13 protein-coding genes are annotated in these 16345 nt (G+C 72.4%); 9 read left to right on the top strand and 4 right to left on the bottom strand.

The genetic code is table 11. The annotated features are described in order from the left end of the window. Window positions 1-95 precede the first annotated feature (95 nt). Window positions 96-2486 (bottom strand): bifunctional SulP family inorganic anion transporter/carbonic anhydrase, encoded by a 2391-nt coding sequence (locus B072_RS0121295; RefSeq protein WP_018532002.1) that lies wholly within the window; start codon window positions 2484-2486, stop codon window positions 96-98. Between the two features lie 336 nt (window positions 2487-2822). Here B072_RS0121295 and B072_RS0121290 point away from each other — a divergent pair, with 336 nt between their 5' ends. Continuing rightward, the gene (locus B072_RS0121290) at window positions 2823-4136 is read left to right on the top strand and encodes a hypothetical protein (protein WP_051127251.1); all 1314 of its coding nucleotides are present in this window, start codon (window positions 2823-2825) and stop codon (window positions 4134-4136) included. 6 nt (window positions 4137-4142) lie between these two features. Here the strand turns inward: B072_RS0121290 and B072_RS0121285 are convergent, their stop codons facing one another. Then, the gene (locus B072_RS0121285; protein WP_026246112.1) at window positions 4143-5123 is read right to left on the bottom strand and encodes an ATP-binding protein; all 981 of its coding nucleotides are present in this window, start codon (window positions 5121-5123) and stop codon (window positions 4143-4145) included. A 101-nt stretch (window positions 5124-5224) separates the two neighbouring features. Between B072_RS0121285 and B072_RS0121280 the strand changes: the two genes are divergently transcribed. Continuing rightward, complete coding sequence (locus B072_RS0121280) at window positions 5225-6088, top strand: oxidoreductase (RefSeq protein ID WP_051127250.1); 864 nt, start codon at window positions 5225-5227, stop codon at window positions 6086-6088. Window positions 6089-6440: 352 nt separating this feature from the next. On the opposite strand, the gene B072_RS0121275 is transcribed toward B072_RS0121280, so the two are convergent. Next, window positions 6441-7292: an HAD family hydrolase gene (locus tag B072_RS0121275; protein WP_018531998.1), complete on the bottom strand. Its 852-nt coding sequence runs from the start codon at window positions 7290-7292 to the stop codon at window positions 6441-6443. A 591-nt stretch (window positions 7293-7883) separates the two neighbouring features. Here B072_RS0121275 and ssd point away from each other — a divergent pair. From ssd to B072_RS0121240, 7 genes are all read left to right on the top strand, one after another. Next, complete coding sequence (gene ssd, locus B072_RS0121270) at window positions 7884-8984, top strand: septum site-determining protein Ssd (protein ID WP_018531997.1); 1101 nt, start codon at window positions 7884-7886, stop codon at window positions 8982-8984. A 20-nt stretch (window positions 8985-9004) separates the two neighbouring features. Beyond that, window positions 9005-10144: a TadA family conjugal transfer-associated ATPase gene (locus B072_RS0121265; protein WP_086020383.1), complete on the top strand. Its 1140-nt coding sequence runs from the start codon at window positions 9005-9007 to the stop codon at window positions 10142-10144. Window positions 10145-10197: 53 nt separating this feature from the next. Next, window positions 10198-11049 (top strand): type II secretion system F family protein, encoded by an 852-nt coding sequence (locus B072_RS0121260; RefSeq protein ID WP_018531995.1) that lies wholly within the window; start codon window positions 10198-10200, stop codon window positions 11047-11049. 97 nt (window positions 11050-11146) lie between these two features. Then, on the top strand, window positions 11147-11962 hold the full coding sequence (locus tag B072_RS0121255; protein WP_051127249.1) for a type II secretion system F family protein: 816 nt from the start codon (window positions 11147-11149) through the stop codon (window positions 11960-11962). A 209-nt stretch (window positions 11963-12171) separates the two neighbouring features. Next, complete coding sequence (locus tag B072_RS45990; protein WP_078506518.1) at window positions 12172-12405, top strand: DUF4244 domain-containing protein; 234 nt, start codon at window positions 12172-12174, stop codon at window positions 12403-12405. A 64-nt stretch (window positions 12406-12469) separates the two neighbouring features. Further along, a complete protein-coding gene (locus tag B072_RS0121245; RefSeq protein WP_018531992.1) occupies window positions 12470-12928 on the top strand; it encodes a TadE family protein in 459 nt (152 codons plus the stop codon). Between the two features lie 26 nt (window positions 12929-12954). Next, window positions 12955-13383 (top strand): Rv3654c family TadE-like protein, encoded by a 429-nt coding sequence (locus B072_RS0121240; protein ID WP_078506509.1) that lies wholly within the window; start codon window positions 12955-12957, stop codon window positions 13381-13383. Between the two features lie 436 nt (window positions 13384-13819). On the opposite strand, the gene B072_RS0121235 is transcribed toward B072_RS0121240, so the two are convergent. Further along, the gene (locus B072_RS0121235; RefSeq protein ID WP_026246110.1) at window positions 13820-16273 is read right to left on the bottom strand and encodes a DEAD/DEAH box helicase; all 2454 of its coding nucleotides are present in this window, start codon (window positions 16271-16273) and stop codon (window positions 13820-13822) included. Window positions 16274-16345: the final 72 nt, after the last annotated feature.

Genomic DNA, 16345 nt, shown 5'->3' with positions numbered 1-16345 from the left:
GTGGGACACCACGTGCGTGTGGCTCCCGGCGCACCGGGAGCCACACGCTCTCACCTCTTGCCTGCCTTGTTGCACGCAGGCGGCAACGGGTCGGTTCAGGCCGGCGCGGCGCCACTGTCCTCGTAGGTGGCGGCGTCGACCTGCCCGAAGACGGGATCGCGCTCCTCGAGCAGATAGGCCTGCGCCTCACCGACGTGGAAGTACATCCCGTGCAGTTCGAGCGCGCCCTCCTCCAGGGCGCGGGCGACCGACTCGTGCGCCCGCAGGTGCTCCAGTTGCTGGACGACATTGGTCAGGCAGAGCTGCTCGACCGTGTCGGCCGGCGCCCGGCCCGCGAGCCGCGCCCACGGGAGCCCGGTGTCGGCCATCCGCGCGAGGCTCGGATTACCGTGCCGCAGCCACCGCTTGAGCGGGGTCAACGCGCCGGAGCCGACGGGGGGACTGTTGAGCAGCGCCTGCATCGCCCCGCATCCGGAGTGCCCGCACACGGTGATCGACTGCACCTTCAGGACGTCGACGGCGTACTCGATGGCGGCGGCGACCGAGTCGTCCCCGCTCTCGGCGCCCGGCAGGGGCACCAGATTGCCCACGTTCCGCACGACGAAGAGGTCGCCCGGGCCGCTGGACGTGATCATCGACGTGACGACCCGGGAGTCGGCGCAGGTCAGGAAGAGCTGCGTGGGCTTCTGCCCCTCCCGCGCCAGCCGGGCCAGCTCACCGCGGACCAGCGGCGCCGTGTTCCGCTGGAACGCGCTGATTCCGCTGGCCAGTTGATGCCCGCCCCGGCTCGGTGCCGTCCGCTCCGAAGAGTGCGCCTTGGCGTCCGGGTGGGTGTGGGCGTGATGGTGCGGCCGGTCGTCGCAGTGGTGGTTGCGCCACGGCGTCCACGGCCGACAGCACGTGTGGGAGGCGCTCGCCGGCTCGGCGATGCGCATCCCGCCCCGCCCCGTCACCTCGACCTGGCCGCCCTGCGCGGTGTGCGCCTTCTGCCATCCCTGCAGTGCGTCGTACGCGGCATGGTCCATGAATGATCCGTCCAACTCCACTACGCAGTCGGCCCCGTGGGGCACCTGATGAAGGGTGCGGCTCAGCCGCGGCACGGCGAGGAACGTCAACTGTCCGCGGACGCGTACATGGTGGACACCGCGGGGGTCCTCCTCGCGCGTGATGCGGGTGCGCGCGAGACGGTGCATCGCGACGCCGACGGCGACCGCGACGCCGAGGCCGACGCCTTCGAGCACGCCGAAGACGATGACGCCGAGGGTGGTCACGACGTAGACGAGCACTTCACGGTGGCGGGTGACCGTGCGGATGTGATGCAGGGACACCATCTGGATCCCGACCATCATCACCAGCGCGGCGAGCGCGGCGAGCGGGATCAGCTCCAGGACGGGGACCAGGAGGACGGTGGCCGCTACTACCCAAACGCCGTGCAGCATCGCGGAGTTCCCGCTGACGGCGCCCGCGTTGATGTTCGCGGTCGAGCGCACCGCGACACCGGCCACCGGCAGCCCGCCGAGCGCACCGGACACGATGTTCGACGCGCCCTGGGAGAGCAGTTCACGGTCCAGGTTCGAGCGGCGCATCTCGGGCGGCAGGTCGGGGCGCCCGGCGGCCATCTTGTCCACGGCGACGGCCCCGAGCAGCGACTGCACGCTGCACACCAGGGTGGTCGTCAGCACGGCGGCGGCGATGCCGAGAACCGGCCCGTCCGGCAGGCCGGCCAGCGCATGGCTGCTCCAGGAGGGCAGGTCGACCTCGGGCAGGCTCAGCCCGAGCAGTGCGGCGGTGGCGCTCGCGGCGGTCACGGCGACGAGCGCGCCCGGGATCGTGCGGGCGATCCGGCCGGCCCGGCCGGGGATCCGCGGCCAGCCGAGCAGCACGGTGAGCGTGAGGACGCTGATGCCGAGGGCGGCCGGTTGCAGATGGGCCAACTGGGCGGGCAGCGCGCCCAGGTTGGCGAGCACGGAGCTCTGCGGGGTGCCGCCGAGGACGATGTGGACCTGGGCGACGGCGATGGTGACGCCGATGCCGGCGAGCATGCCGTGCACGACGGCGGGGCTGACGGCGAGCGCCGTACGGGCCACCCGCAGGCAGCCGAGCCCGAGTTGGGCGACCCCGGCCATCACCGTGATCGCGCAGGTGGTCCGCCAGCCATAGCGCTGGATCAGCTCGGCGGTGACCACGGTCAGGCCCGCGGCGGGGCCGCTGACCTGGAGGGGGGCGCCGCCCACGACGCCGGCCACGATGCCGCCTACGGCGGCGGCGACGAGGCCGGACTCCAGGGGCGCGCCGGTCGCCAGGGCGATGCCCAGGGACAGCGGAAGCGCGATCAGGAAGACCGCGATGGACGCCGACAGGTCGGCGCCCGCGAGATGGAAGCGGCGGCGGGGCGCCGGCGGTGGACTGTGCGCCTTTCGGGCGGCGTCTGTCGGCTCGCCCGTCCGATCGGAGTCACTGGCGCGAGTGGGTACGCAGGCAGACATGTATTCCCGTCTCCTCCGGGGTGCAGCGCGGTCGCGGAATGTGGGGGACCCCTTGAGTGGTGTGCGGGGTCGATCGCGGCCGTGGTTCACGGCGTGCAGCGGCGGGATGAAATCAACGCTCGGTAAATGAATAGTAATGCAGAGTAAAGGTTATGGCTGGATCAACCGGGCAAATGGGGCAATGTTTCACTCTGAGTAGTGAACAAGAAATCTGGTCGGCTTGTCGTACAAATTCCGTGCGGCCCTCGTGCGAGGTTGACGGCGCCGCCCGCGCAGAGCGGGCATTTCTCGCATTCACCTCCTGTCAGCCGACTCCAGGAAGAAGGTGGGCGGAAGATGGCCGCCACCCGAAGGAACGCCCTCCGAGGAAACCCGCCCCGCCCGACCGTGCGGCTCGTCGCGGGCGTCACCGCCGCGGCGGCCTGCGCCGCGGCCCTCGCCGGCTGCGGTTCCGGCGACACCGGCAACACGCCCCGCCAAGGTGCTCCCGGAGCGAAGAAGGCCGCACCCGCCGCACCCGGCAGCGCGGTCCGGCTCATCGGCGACGGCTCGACCGCGTACACCGGTCGCCAGCCGCACCTGCCGACGGCCGAGCGCCTCAGACCGGGGCAGAAGCCGCCGCAGTTCGTCGTCTTCTCCTGGGACGGTGCAGGCGAGGACAGCCAGAAGCTCTTCTCGCACTTCCGCAAGGTCGCCCAGAAGAACAACGCGACCATGACGTACTTCCTCAGCGGCGTGTACATGCTCCCGGAGGGCAAGGCGAACCAGTACCACCCGCCGCAGCACTCGCCGGGCCGCTCGGACATCGGCTTCAACGACGTCAAGGGAATCAAGGACACCGCCGAGCAGGTGCGCGGCGCGTGGCTCGAGGGCAACGAGATCGGCACCCACTTCAACGGCCACTTCTGCGGCAAGGGCGGCGGCGTCGGTGAGTGGTCGGTGGCCGACTGGAAGAGCGAGATCTCCCAGGCCAAGTCCTTCGTGAAGTCGTGGAAGACCACCACGGGTCTGCAGAAGGCGGCGCCGCTGCCCTTCGACTACGACAAGGAGCTCATCGGCGCCCGCACCCCCTGCCTCGAAGGCCAGCAGAACTTCATGCGGGCCGCTCGCGACATGGGCTTCCGGTACGACACCAGCGGCGTCAACAACCAGGTCTGGCCGGCCAAGAAGAACGGCCTGTGGGACCTGTCCATGCAGCTCGTGCCCTTCCTCGGCCACTCCTACGAGCAGCTGACGATGGACTACAACTTCGCCGTGAACCAGTCCGGCACCATGCACGGCGACCCCGCCAAGCACGAGTTCTGGGGCGACCAGATGCGCGATAGCCTGCTGGCGGGCTTCAGCCGCGCCTACCAGGGCAACCGCGCCCCGCTGATCATCGGCAACCACTTCGAGTCCTGGAACGGCGGCACCTACATGCGCGCCGTCGAGGAGACGATCGAGAAGGTCTGCAACAAGCCCGACGTCCGCTGCGTCTCCTTCCACCAGCTCGCCGACTGGCTCGACGCCCAGGACACCAAGACGCTGCGGAAGCTCACCGAGCTGACCGTGGGCGAGGCACCCAAGGAGGGCTGGGAGGCCTTCCTGAACGGCGGCAAGCCGGCCCCGGCCCCGAAGGGGGTACCGGGCGCACCGGCCGCCAAGTCGTGACCGCCGTCAGGCAGTCGCGGTGACGCTCTCCTGAAGCAGGAACCCGGGGTCGACCTGAGCTTCGAGGTCGGCCCCGGTCTTCTCGTTCCCCCAGCTCTGGGCGTTGCGCAGGTGGAAGTGGACCATCTGGCGCGTGTAGCGCTCCCAGTCGCGGGCCTCGTACGTGGCGTCGGCCGCGGCCTGAAGTGCCCGCAGGGCAGCCCTGTTGGTCTCCTCCAGGATCTCGAAGCGCGGGGGGCGCCCCTTCTCCATGGCGCGCACCCAGTCCGAGTGCCCGACGGTGACGAGCAGGTCGTCCCCGACCTCGGCGCGCAGGAAGTCGAGATCGTCCTGGCCCTGCACCTTGTTGCCCACGACCTTCAGCGCGACGCCGAAGTCCCGTGCGTACTCCTTGTACTGGCGGTAGACCGAGACCCCCTTGCGCGTCGGCTCGGCGACGAGGAACGTCATGTCGAAGCGGGTGAACATGCCCGAGGCGAAGGAGTCCGAGCCCGCGGTCATGTCGACCACCACGTACTCGCCGCGGCCGTCGACGAGGTGGTTCAGGCACATCTCCACCGCTCCGGTCTTGGAGTGGTAGCAGGCGACACCGAGGTCGGCTTCGGTGAACGGCCCGGTGACCATCAAACGCACGGCGTCGCCGTCGAGTTCCACCTCCCGGGCGCAGGCGTCGTACACGGGATTGTTCTCACGCACCCGCAGCAGCCGCGAGCCCTCACCGGGCGGCGTCGTCTTGATCATCGTGTCGGCGGACGCGATGCGCGGGTTCGAGCCGCGCAGGTAGTCCTTGATGAACGGCAGTCGGGCGCCCAGGGCGGGCAGCTCGGCGGCGACGTCCTCGTCGAGACCCAGGGCCGCGCCCAGGTGCTGGTTGATGTCGGCGTCGACGGCGATGACCGGTGATCCGGTGCTGGCGAGGTGGCGGATGAAGAGCGAGGACAGCGTGGTCTTGCCGCTGCCGCCCTTCCCGACGAAAGCGATCTTCATGTTCACGAAGGGTAGCCGGGGGGTCACTGCCGGTGCGGTGCTCGCGTGAAGAAGACCACTCCTTCGTGGGGTGTGGGCCCGCGGCCCGTAGGGTCGTACTCATGAGTACGACAGCCGACCCTTCGCCGAGCTCTCGCAGGGACTCGAGCGGGGTGGACCCCCTTGCGGCCCTCGCGACCCTGCCGGGCGTGGCCGACGCCGTGGACTCCGTGCGCAAGGCCGTGGACCGGGTCTACGGGCACCGGGTCATGCGGCGCCGCAGCAACGAGGTCACCTCCGAGGCCGCACTGCGCGGCGCGCGCGGCAGCGCGGCGCTCTCCGGCGCCGACTGGGCGCTCGAGGAGGTGCGCAGGCGTACCGACTTCAGCGGTGTCGACGGCGACGAGGAGGCGCCCGCGGTGGGCGCGGCCCTGCGGCTGACCGCCGAGGCGGGTCAACTCCTGTCCATCTGGCGGCAGTCCCCGCTGCGCGTGCTCGCCCGCCTGCACCTGGTCGCGGCCGCCGACCAGGGCGACACGGTGGGCCGGCCGCGCACGCTCGGCGAGCCGGTCGACGAGCCGCTGATCGAACTGCCGGCGCCGGACGCGAACGAGGTGGCGGGCCGTCTCGAAGGGCTCTCGCAGCTGATCATCGCGGGGAGTTCGGCACCTGCCCTGGTGACCGCCGCCGTCGTGCACGGCGAACTGCTCGCCCTGCGACCCTTCGGCTCGCACAACGGCCTGGTCGCTCGGGCCGCCGAGCGCATCGTCCTGGTGGGCAGCGGCCTCGACCCCAAGTCGATCTGCCCGGCCGAGGTGGGCCACGCGGAGCTGGGGCGCGCGGCGTACGTGGCCGCGCTCGAAGGCTATGTCTCCGGTACGCCGGAGGGGATGGCCGCGTGGATCACCCACTGCGGCAAGGCGGTCGAGCTGGGAGTGCGCGAGTCGACCGCGGTGTGCGAGGCGCTGCAGCGCGGCGCGGCCTGAGCGGTAGAGCTCCGGGGAAGGTCCCTGCACAGGGGTGCGGCGGTACGAGTTTTCGTACCGCCGCTGGCATGTTCACCGGGTTACCAAGCGTCCTCGAAGTGTTGCCCATCAGGTCGGGATCTTCGCCCGTCGCCTGGTGCGGCTGGCCCGTAATCGACGGGTCGACGTCGCGTGGGTGCCTGGTGTTCATGCTTCGGTCCGTGGGGCCTTGATTGCGTTTGAAGGTGATCCTCTCGGATGTCCTTGGTCTCGCGGGCCGTTGATTCCTTTGTACTCCTCCTCCGGAGGAAGCGGAAGCCCTGGCTGCACTTCTTTACTTTTAGGTTCAAACAGGGGTGAAACGGGCGCTCATCTATGAGGTGCCCGAGAGTGCCCGGCGCCGGCTCGCGTACCAGACCAGTCCCGCCGTGGCGGCCGCGGCGCCGAGCGCGGCCGCGGCGACCAGGGCCGGCCGGGACGGGGCGGAGAGATTCGGCAGCCGCTGCTTGAGCCGGACGGGCTTGTGGAAGTCGAGAATCGGCCACTGACGCGCGAGCGCCTCGCGGCGCAGCGTCCGGTCCGGATTGACGGCGTACGGATGTCCGACGGCGCTCAGCATCGGCAGGTCGGTCGCCGAGTCGCTGTACGCGTAGCAGCGCGCGAGGTCGTACCCCTCGGTGCGCGCGAGCTCCTCGACCGCCTCCGCCTTGGTCGGCCCGTACGCGTAGTACTCCACCTCGCCGGTGAAGCAGCCGTCGTCCCCGACGACCATGCGCGTGGCCACCACCCGGTCGGCGCCGAGCAGTTCACCGATCGGCTCGACGACCTCGGCGCCCGAGGTGGAGACGATGACGACGTCCCGCCCCGCGATGTGGTGCTCCTCGATGAGGGACGCCGCCTCGTCGTAGATGATCGGGTCGATCAGGTCGTGCAGCGTCTCGGCGACGAGCTCCTTCACCTGCTGCACGTTCCAGCCGCGGCAGAGGTCCGAGAGGTACTTGCGCATCCGCTCCATCTGGTCGTGATCCGCGCCGCCGGCGAGGAAGACGAACTGCGTGTACGCGGTGCGCAGCACGGCCCTGCGGTTGATCAGCCCGCCTTGGTAGAACGATTTGCTGAACGTGAGCGTGCTCGACTTGGCGATGACGGTCTTGTCCAGGTCAAAGAACGCCGCTGTGCGGGGCATGGAGTGAGGCACGGAGTGGTTTTCCACGAGGTTGAGCATAGGCGCCCACCATTCGGCGTAAGCTGTGGCGCGTGGGTTTGCCTGAGAAGGCTCTCGGGTACACCATGGAAGTCACGGATCGTTCGCGACCGTGCTAACCCGGTCTGGCTCCTCCCCCCCCGAGTCGGACCGTGGGGACGACCCCCGCTCTCCCCCCCGGCGGGGGTCGTCGCATGTCCGGACCCGTTTTCGGGTCCTTTTTTCTTGCCTGTTTCCCCGTGATTCCCGGCTTCCGGGCCTCCGTCCGTCCGAACCTTGATCGTCACTTTGTGTGACCGACAGGCTGCGCTGCGGAGGTTCCGGTGGCGGTTCCCTCGCGTGTTCCCGGGCCGCGTTCGAGATGTCACCGGTATGGGTGAGTGGGATATTCACAAGCCTTCTCGCATCCACAGTTTTTGACCAAGATCCACATGATTTCCGGGATCGCTGCACGGTGATTCCGCACGCGAAGTTCGGACCGCTGTTCACGGCCGGTTCGTTAAGACCGCCCTGTGCCGGCGGTCGGTATTCGGCGCACGGGCGCCGAGGGCTTCGCGGCGGAACCACTCGCCCGCGGGGGCGGGCGAGCGTGCGGAGAAGGGGGATCGGATCGTGACGGAGGTCAGGGCGGGTGACGCACGGGGCGTGCGACGTGTACCGCTGATCGTGACGGAGGACGTGGAGCTCCTCGACGACCTGCTGCGGCTGTGCGCGGCGGCGGGCGTGCGGCCCGAGGTCGGGCACGGGGCGCCGGAAGGCAGAGGGAGGTGGGAGGCGGCCCCCCTCGTGCTGGTCGGGGACGACGCGGCGGAGCGGCTGCGGGGCGCGGCACGGCGGCGCGGGGTGCTGCTGGTCGGGCGTGATCAGGACGATCCCGGGGTGTGGCGGCGGGCCGTGGAGATCGGCGCCGACCACGTGCTGATGCTGCCGGACGCCGAGGAGTGGCTGATGGACCGGATCGCCGATGTCGCGGAGGGCGTGGGGCGGCCCGCGCTCACCGTCGGCGTCGTCGGTGGCCGGGGCGGGGCCGGCGCGTCAACGCTGTCCTGCGCGCTCGCGGTGGCGTCCGCGAAGGCGGGGCGGCGCACCCTCCTGGTCGACGCGGACCCGCTCGGCGGCGGCCTCGACGTGCTGCTCGGCGGTGAAGCGGCGGACGGCCTGCGCTGGCCCGCCTTCGCCCAGTCGCGCGGCCGGGTCGGCTCCACCGCCCTGGAGGAGTCGCTGCCGCGCCTGCACGGCCTGCGGGTGCTGAGCTGGGACCGCGGCGACCTGAGCGCGGTGCCGCCCGAGGCTGTGCGGGCGGTGCTCGCCGCCGGACGGCGCATGGGCGGGGTGGTCGTGGTGGATCTGCCCCGCCGGGTCGACGCGGGCTCGGTGGAGGCGCTGGCCCAGCTCGATCTGGGCCTGCTCGTGGTGCCGTCGGAGCTGCGGGCCGTCGCGGCCGCTCGCCGGGTGGCCGACGCGGTCGGGATGGTCGTCCGGGACCTGCGGGTGGTGACGGTGCCCGCGCGCGGTGCGCCGCGCACCGGGGTGCTGGACGCGGACGAGGTGGCGCGGCTGCTCGGCCTGCCGCTCGCCGGTGAACTCCCCTTGGACACCGCGGTGATGGCGGCGCGCGCGGCGGGGCCTGGCGGTGGTGGGGCGCTGGGGCGGTTCTGCGCGGGCTTCTGGGAGCGGGTACCGGTGGGCGCGGAGCAGGGAGAGGCGTCGTGACCGCGGTGGTCGGGGTGCGGATGCTCGACGGTGTCCGGCAGTGGCTCGCCGAGACGGGGGCGGAGGCGACTCCCGCGCGCGTGGCCGAGGCGCTCAGGGCGCAGGGCCGAGTCCTGGGCGATGCCGAAGTGCTCGGTGTGGCAGGTCAGTTGAGGTCGGAGCTGGTGGGGGCGGGGCCGCTCGAACCGCTCCTTGCCGACCCCTCGGTGACGGACGTGCTGGTGTCGGCACCCGACCAGGTGTGGGTCGACCGGGGCGGCGGTCTGGAGCGGGCCGGCGTGGTCTTCGAAAGCGCCGCTGCCGTGCGGAGGCTGGCGCAGCGGCTCGCCGCCGTGGTGGGGCGCCGCCTCGACGACGCCAGGCCCTGGGTGGACGCACGGCTGCCCGACGGGACCCGGCTGCACGCGGTGCTGCCGCCGATCGCGGTGGGGTGCACCTGTCTGTCGCTGAGGGTCGTACGGCCTCGGGCCTTCACCCTGGAGGAGCTGGTGGCGGCGGGGACGGTGCCGCCCGGCGGGGACCGGGTGCTGCGGGCGCTGCTCGACGCACGGCTCTCGTTCCTGATCAGCGGGGGCACGGGGACCGGCAAGACGACCTTGCTGAGCGCGCTTCTCGGCCTTGTCGGGCCGGACGAGCGCATCGTACTGGCCGAGGACTCCGCCGAGTTGATGCCGGACCACCCGCATGTGGTGCGCCTCGAGGCGCGGCCCGCCAACCAGGAGGGCGCAGGCGCCGTGGGCCTCGACGACCTGGTCCGGCAGGCGCTGCGGATGCGGCCCGACCGGCTCGTGGTCGGCGAGGTGCGCGGGGCCGAGGTCGTCTCGCTCCTGGCCGCGCTCAACACGGGGCACGAGGGCGGTTGCGGCACGGTGCACGCCAATGCGGCGGGTGATGTTCCGGTGCGGTTGGAGGCGCTGGGAACCGCGGCAGGGCTCGACCGGGCCGCGCTGCACAGCCAGTTGGCGGCGGCGGTGTCGGTGGTGCTGCATCTCGTACGGGACCGGGGCGGGCGGCGGCGGGTGGCGCAGGTGCGGGTGCTGGAGCGGGACCCACAGGGGTGGGTGCGGGCTGTTCCGGCGCTGGAGTGGAGGGAGCGGGGATTCGTGCCGGGGGAGGGGTGGGAGCGGCTCGGAGGGCTGTTGGGGGTGCGCCTGGAGTGAGCGGCGAACGAGGAGTGAGTGAGGGGGTGGGCTTGATCTGAGGGGGAGTCGGGATGTCCGGGGCTGTGGTCGTGGGGATGGTCGGAGTGGTGGCTGTGATGTGGGCCGTGAAGGTGCGGGACGCCGAAGTGCGTCGGGCCCGGGCGGTGTTGGGCGGGCCGGTGGGCGATGAGACGCGGTCGGCCTGGAGCGGCGTGGCCGAGCGGTGGTGGGCGTGGTTGAGGGGGCGGCCCGAGTGGGGATGTGTGATCGGCGGAGCGGTGATCGGGGGAGTGGGGTGGTCGTTGCTGCCACTCGTTCTGGGCGCCTGTGCCGTGCCCGCGGTGGCGCGGGCGCGCCGCGGAAGGGAGGCGCGGCGGGTGCGGGAGCACCGTGGTGACGCGGTGATCCGGCTGTGCGAGGTGCTTGCCGGGGAGGTGCGTGCGGGCCGGCAGCCGGGAGAGGCGCTGGCCGTCGCCGTACGGGAGTCGGGGGCGCTGTCCGCCGCGGGGAGTGCGGCGGTGGTGGCTGCGGCCCGGTTCGGCGGGGAGGTACCGGGAGCCCTGCGGGAGGCGGCCGGGGAGCCGGGCGCCGAAGGACTGCAGGGGCTCGCGGCGTGCTGGCACGTGGCGGTGGACCGGGGCGCCGGACTCGCGGCCGGCCTGGAGCGGCTCGCGGACGCGCTGCGGGCGGAGCGGGATCAACGGGCGGATCTGAGAGCCCAGTTGGCGGGCTCCTGGTCGACCGCGGTGATGCTTGCCGGGTTGCCCGTGCTCGGGTTGTTGCTCGGATCGGCTCTGGGGGCAAGGCCGTTGCGGGTGTTGCTGCACACCGGGGCCGGGCTGGGGTGCCTGGTGGTGGGCGGGGCGTTGGAGGCGGCGGGGCTGTGGTGGGCGCTGCGGATCGTGCGGAGGGCGGAGGCGTGAGCGGGATGGCGGCGCCTGATCGCGTGCCGGGTGTCCTTGGCCGGCGGGTGCGGGGCTGCGCGGGGTCGGTCGCGCCTCGCGGCGGAATCGCGGGGCGATGGGGCCCCGTGTCTCTGGTTGGACTGGAGTGGTGAGGGTGGCGGAAGTTGTCCACAGGCTGGGGGCAGTGCTGTGCGCTGCGGTGGCGGTGATGTGGCTGGTGCGCTCGGTCGAGGGCCGGTGGCGGGAGCGGGTGCTGCGGCGGCGGGTGCGCGTCGTGCTGGGTGTCGTCGCGGGAGACGCGGGGCGGAGAGGTGTGCGGATGCCGAGTGCCGTGCGGCGGTGGGCCCCGGTCGCCGGGGCCGTGAGTGCCGGGTACGTCCTGGTCGGCGGAGTGGCGGGACTGCTGCTCGGGGCCGCCGCGGGGGTCGCGGTGTGGCGGTGGTGGCGGCAGCGGGCGATGCCGGCAAAGGCGGCCGTCGACGTCGAGGTGGCGGTGCGGCAACTGCCTTTGGCTGCAGATCTGTTGGCCGCCTGTATCGCGGCGGGCGCGGATCCGGTGGGGGCCGCGAAGGTGGTCGGCGAGTCGTTGGGCGGGCCTGTAGGACGAGGCCTCGCGCGAGGAGCCGCCCAGATACGGCTCGGGGGTGAACCAGCCGTGGCATGGAGCGAGTTGGCGGCGGTGCCGGGAGCCGATGTGCTGGTCCGGCTCTTCGAGCGGGCCGGTGAGTCCGGGGCACCGGCAGCGGCACCCGTCGCCAGGCTCGCCGCGGAGTGCAGAGCCGAGCGCGGGCGCAGAGCCACTGCGGTGGCACGCCGGGCCGCGGTGGCCGTCACCGCGCCGGTGGGGCTGTGCTTCCTGCCCGCCTTCCTCGTGATCGGGGTGCTGCCCGTGGTGATCGGCCTCGCGGGCGGGGTGCTGGGCGGCCGGTGAGGCGGGCGGATGGGCGGCAACGCAGGAGGGAGGTGGTTCGAGGGCGGCCGGCAGGTCTGTCCGGCGAGGTCATCAGGGCCATCAGGGCCATCAGGGCCATCAGGACCATCTGGGCCGTGGGGCCATGAGGTCGATGAGATTCATGACGTGCACGAGTACGTGAGATGTCCAGGGTTGCCTGGATCTCCAGGAAACACACGGGGGTTGAGATGAATGGAACGCGTAGGGCGACGACGTACGGGCGACTGCGGGGCCGCATCCTGCGGTGGGCACGGGGTGTGCGGTCGGCCCGCAAGGATGCCGGGATGGTCACCTCGGAGTACGCGGTGGGACTGATCGCGGCGGTGGGATTCGCCGGGGTGCTGTACCAGGTGGTGACGAGCGACCTGGTGCAGTCGGCGCTCCAGTCGCTGGTGGCGAAGGCGCTCCATGGCTCGTTCTGAGACCGGTAGCGGGCGGATCCCGTGCCGGAGTTCCGGTCACGGCCGGGCCCGAGACCGGGGGTTCGTGACGGCGGAGGCGGCGGTGGTGCTGCCCGTGCTCGTGGCGTTCACGATGGCGCTGATCTGGGCGGTCCTCGCGGCATCCGCGCAGATCCGCTGCGTGGACGCCGCGCGGACCGGGGCCCGCGCGGTGGCCCGCCAGGAACCCCAGGGCGCAGCCGTCACCGCCGCCCGGCAGGCCGCCCCGCCGGGTGCGCGGGTCGAGGTGAGCCGGGAGGGCGACCTGGTCAGGGTCACGGTCCGGGCGCGGGCGTCGGGGCCGGGGCCGCTCGGAGTGGAGTTGAGGGCGGATGCCGTCTCGGCGGCCGAGGAGACCTCCGCCGAGACGGAAGCGACGGAAGCGACGGAAGCGACGGAAACGCCTGAAACAGCTGAGACGGCTGAGACGGCTGAGACGGCTGAATCGGCTGAATCGGCTGAAACGGCGGAGGCAACGGAAGAGACGGAAGCGGGGGAGACGTGAGGTGGCGAGGTAGCGGCTGGGTAGGCGTGCGACGGCGAGGCAGCGGCGTCCGGCGCGGGAGCGGGCGTGGGCGGCTGCGGGACGATCGGGGGTCGGCGACCGTGTGGGTCGTCATGGTCCTGGCCGCGGTGGGCGCGGTCTTCGGCGGCGTACTGGCCATGGGGCACGCGGTGCAGGCACGGCACCGGGCGGGCGGAGCGGCGGATCTGGCGGCGCTCGCGGCGGCCGATCACTGGACGGAAGGCGGTGCGCCGGCGTGTGACCTGGCCGGGAGAGTGGCCCGGGCGCAAGGGGCGCGGGTGGTGCGGTGCGCGGTGTACGGGGAGGTGGCCGATGTGACCACGGCTGCGGGGGAGGGGGTGTTCGTGGCCGAGGTGCGGGCCCGGGCGGGACCGGCGGGGCCGTTGCCGCCAGGGCCGCCAGGGCCGCCAGGGCCGGGCTCCGAGCCGGAGTGAGGGGGTGGGCCACCGGGCGCTCCGTACGCGCCCCTCAGGCTGCTCCCAGGCCGCCCCAGCGGAGCCACTCACGAGCACAGCCCGGTGCCGCAGCCTCGCACCGGCCCCGCATCGCAACCCGGCGCCACGGTCCCGCGCCAGCCCCTCGCGACGCCGCCCCGGCACCAGCCCCACGACGCAGCCCCGGCACCGATCCCGCGACGCAGCCCCGCACCAGCCCCGCCCAGCCCCGCGACGCCGCCCCGGCACCAGCCCCACGACGCAGCCCCGGCACCGACCCCGAGACGCCGCCCCGGCACCAGCCCCGCGACGCCGCCCCGGCACCAGCCCCGCGACGCAGCCCCGGCACCGACCCCGCGACGCAGCCCCGCACCAGCCCCGCCCAGCCCCGCGACGCAACCCCGCGCCACGGTTTCTCCCCGCACAGCGACGCTCCTTACGGGGCCTGCTTCAGCAAGGTGGTGAGGAGGCGGACCGCGCCTCGTTTGTGCAGGGGGTCGTTGCCGTTGCCGCACTTGGGGGACTGGATGCACGACGGGCAGCCGGCCTCGCACTCGCAGGAGGCGATGGCCTCGCGGGTGGCGGTCAGCCACTCCTTGGCGGTGTGGAAGGCGCGTTCGGCGAAGCCCGCGCCGCCGGGGTGGCCGTCGTACACGAAGACGGTGGGGAGCAGCGTGTCGGGGTGGAGCGGGATCGAGACGCCGCCGATGTCCCAGCGGTCGCAGGTGGCGAAGAGGGGGAGCATGCCGATGGAGGCGTGTTCGGCGGCGTGCAGGGCGCCCCCGAGGATCTCGGGGTTCACGCGGGCCGCGTCCAGTTGGTCCTCCGTGACCGTCCACCACACCGCGCGGGTGCGCAGCGTACGAGGAGGGAGGTCGAGTTTCGTCTCGCCCAGCACTTCGCCGGTGATGAGGCGGCGGCGGAGATAGCCGACGACCTGGTTGGTGACTTCCACCGAGCCGTAGCACAACGTGCCGTCGCCCCAAGGGACTTCGACGTCCGTCTCCAGGATGGAGATGGCGGTGGTGTCGCGGGCCGTCGTCGAGTACGTGGGGTTCGCGGGTTCGACCAGGGCGACGTTGTCGTCGAGGTCGAGGTGCTTGACGACGTACGTGCGGCCCTGGTGGAGGTGGACCGCGCCGTCGTGGACCGTGGTGTGGGACGAGCCCGCGTCGACCGTGCCGAGGAGTCGGCCCGTGGCGGCCTCGACGATCTGCACGGGGTCGCCGCCCTCGCCGCGGATGTCGGCCAGATCGGCGGCGGACTCGCGGCGCGTCCAGTGCCAGGCCTTGGTGCCGGTGCGGCGGCGCAGCAGTTTCGCCGCTTCCAGTTGCGGCAGGAGGTCGGTCGTCGCCGGGCCGAACAGGTCCAAGTCCGTCTCGGTCAGTGGGAGTTCTGAGGCCGCCGCGCACAGGTGCGGGGCCAGGACGTAGGGGTTGTCGGGGTCCAGGACCGTCGACTCCACCGGCTGGTCGAAGAGGGCCTCCGGGTGGTGGACCAGGTAGGTGTCCAGGGGGTCGTCGCGGGCGACCAGGACCGCGAGCGCGCCCTGGCCCGAGCGGCCGGCCCGGCCCGCCTGCTGCCACAGGGACGCCCGTGTGCCCGGATATCCGGCGATGACGACCGCGTCCAACCCCGAGACGTCGATGCCGAGTTCGAGGGCGGTGGTGGCGGCGAGGCCGAGCAGTTCGCCGGAGTGCAGGGCGGCTTCGAGGGCGCGGCGCTCCTCCGCGAGGTAGCCGCCGCGGTAGGCGGCGACCCGGCGGGGCAGCGAGCGGTCGATCTCGGCCAGGCGTTCCTGCGCGATCACCGCGATCAGCTCGGCGCCGCGCCGGGACCGTACGAAGGCGACCGAGCGGACGCCCTGGACGGTGAGGTCGGTGAGGAGGTCGGCCGTCTCGGCGGTCGCCGTGCGGCGCACGGGCGCGCCCTTCTCGCCCTGCATCTCGGTGAGCGGGGGTTCCCACAGGGCGAAGACCAGTTCGCCGCGGGGCGAGGCGTCGTCGGCGACCTCGACGACCGGCAGGCCCGTCAACCGCTGTGCGGCGACGGCCGGTTCGGCCGCCGTGGCCGAGGCCAGCAGGAAGACCGGGTCGGAGCCGTAGCGGGCGCAGAGTCTGCGCAGCCGGCGCAGGATCTGGGCGACGTGGGACCCGAAGACGCCCCGGTAGGTGTGGCACTCGTCGATGACGACGTACTTCAGAGCTTTGAGGAAGGAGGACCAGCGCGGGTGCGAGGGCAATATCCCGCGGTGCAGCATGTCGGGGTTGGTGAGGACGTAGTTGCCGTACTGGCGTACCCACTCCCGTTCCTCGAACGGGGTGTCGCCGTCGTACACCGCGGGACGGATCGCCGTACCCAGAGGTTGTGAAAGTTCCTTCACCGATCGGCGCTGGTCCGCGGCGAGCGCTTTCGTCGGGGCGAGGTACAGCGTGGTGGCGCCGCGGCCGTTCGGCGCCTCGGAGCCGTCCAGGAGCGCGGACAGGACCGGCGCGAGGTAGGCGAGGGACTTGCCGGACGCCGTGCCCGTGGCGACGACCACCGAGTCGCCGTCGAGCGCGTGCTCGGCGGCCAGTGCCTGGTGGGCCCAGGGGTGCTCGATACCCGCTTCCTGAACGGCCGCGATGACCTCGGCGCGGATCCGGTCCGGCCAGACTGCATGACGTCCCGGTCGAGGGGGCAAGTGCTCCGTATGGGTGATGCGCGCAGCCCTGCTCGGACCCGAGGCGAGCCTGTCCAGGACCGCCCCGGGAGCAGGGCGGGAGGCGGCGGGAGCCGAGGGTCGTTCGGATCGGTGATTCTTGGCCATCGGCACCGAGTGTGTCACTGGCGTGACGGACAATGCTCCCAAGGCGTCGTGCACGCCTGCCGGTAAGTGATTGAATGCCATCGCGGCTGGCGAACCGTCCCGGGGGATCAAGCCGAGGTATCCCCGAGGGGCGACCGCTCGATAGCAAGGTGC

This window comes from Streptomyces sp. HmicA12, assembly GCF_000373565.1.
GTDB lineage: Bacteria > Actinomycetota > Actinomycetes > Streptomycetales > Streptomycetaceae > Streptomyces.
The sequence above is the reverse complement of the archived record's forward strand: the minus strand, read 5'-3'. Positions and strand labels throughout refer to the sequence as shown.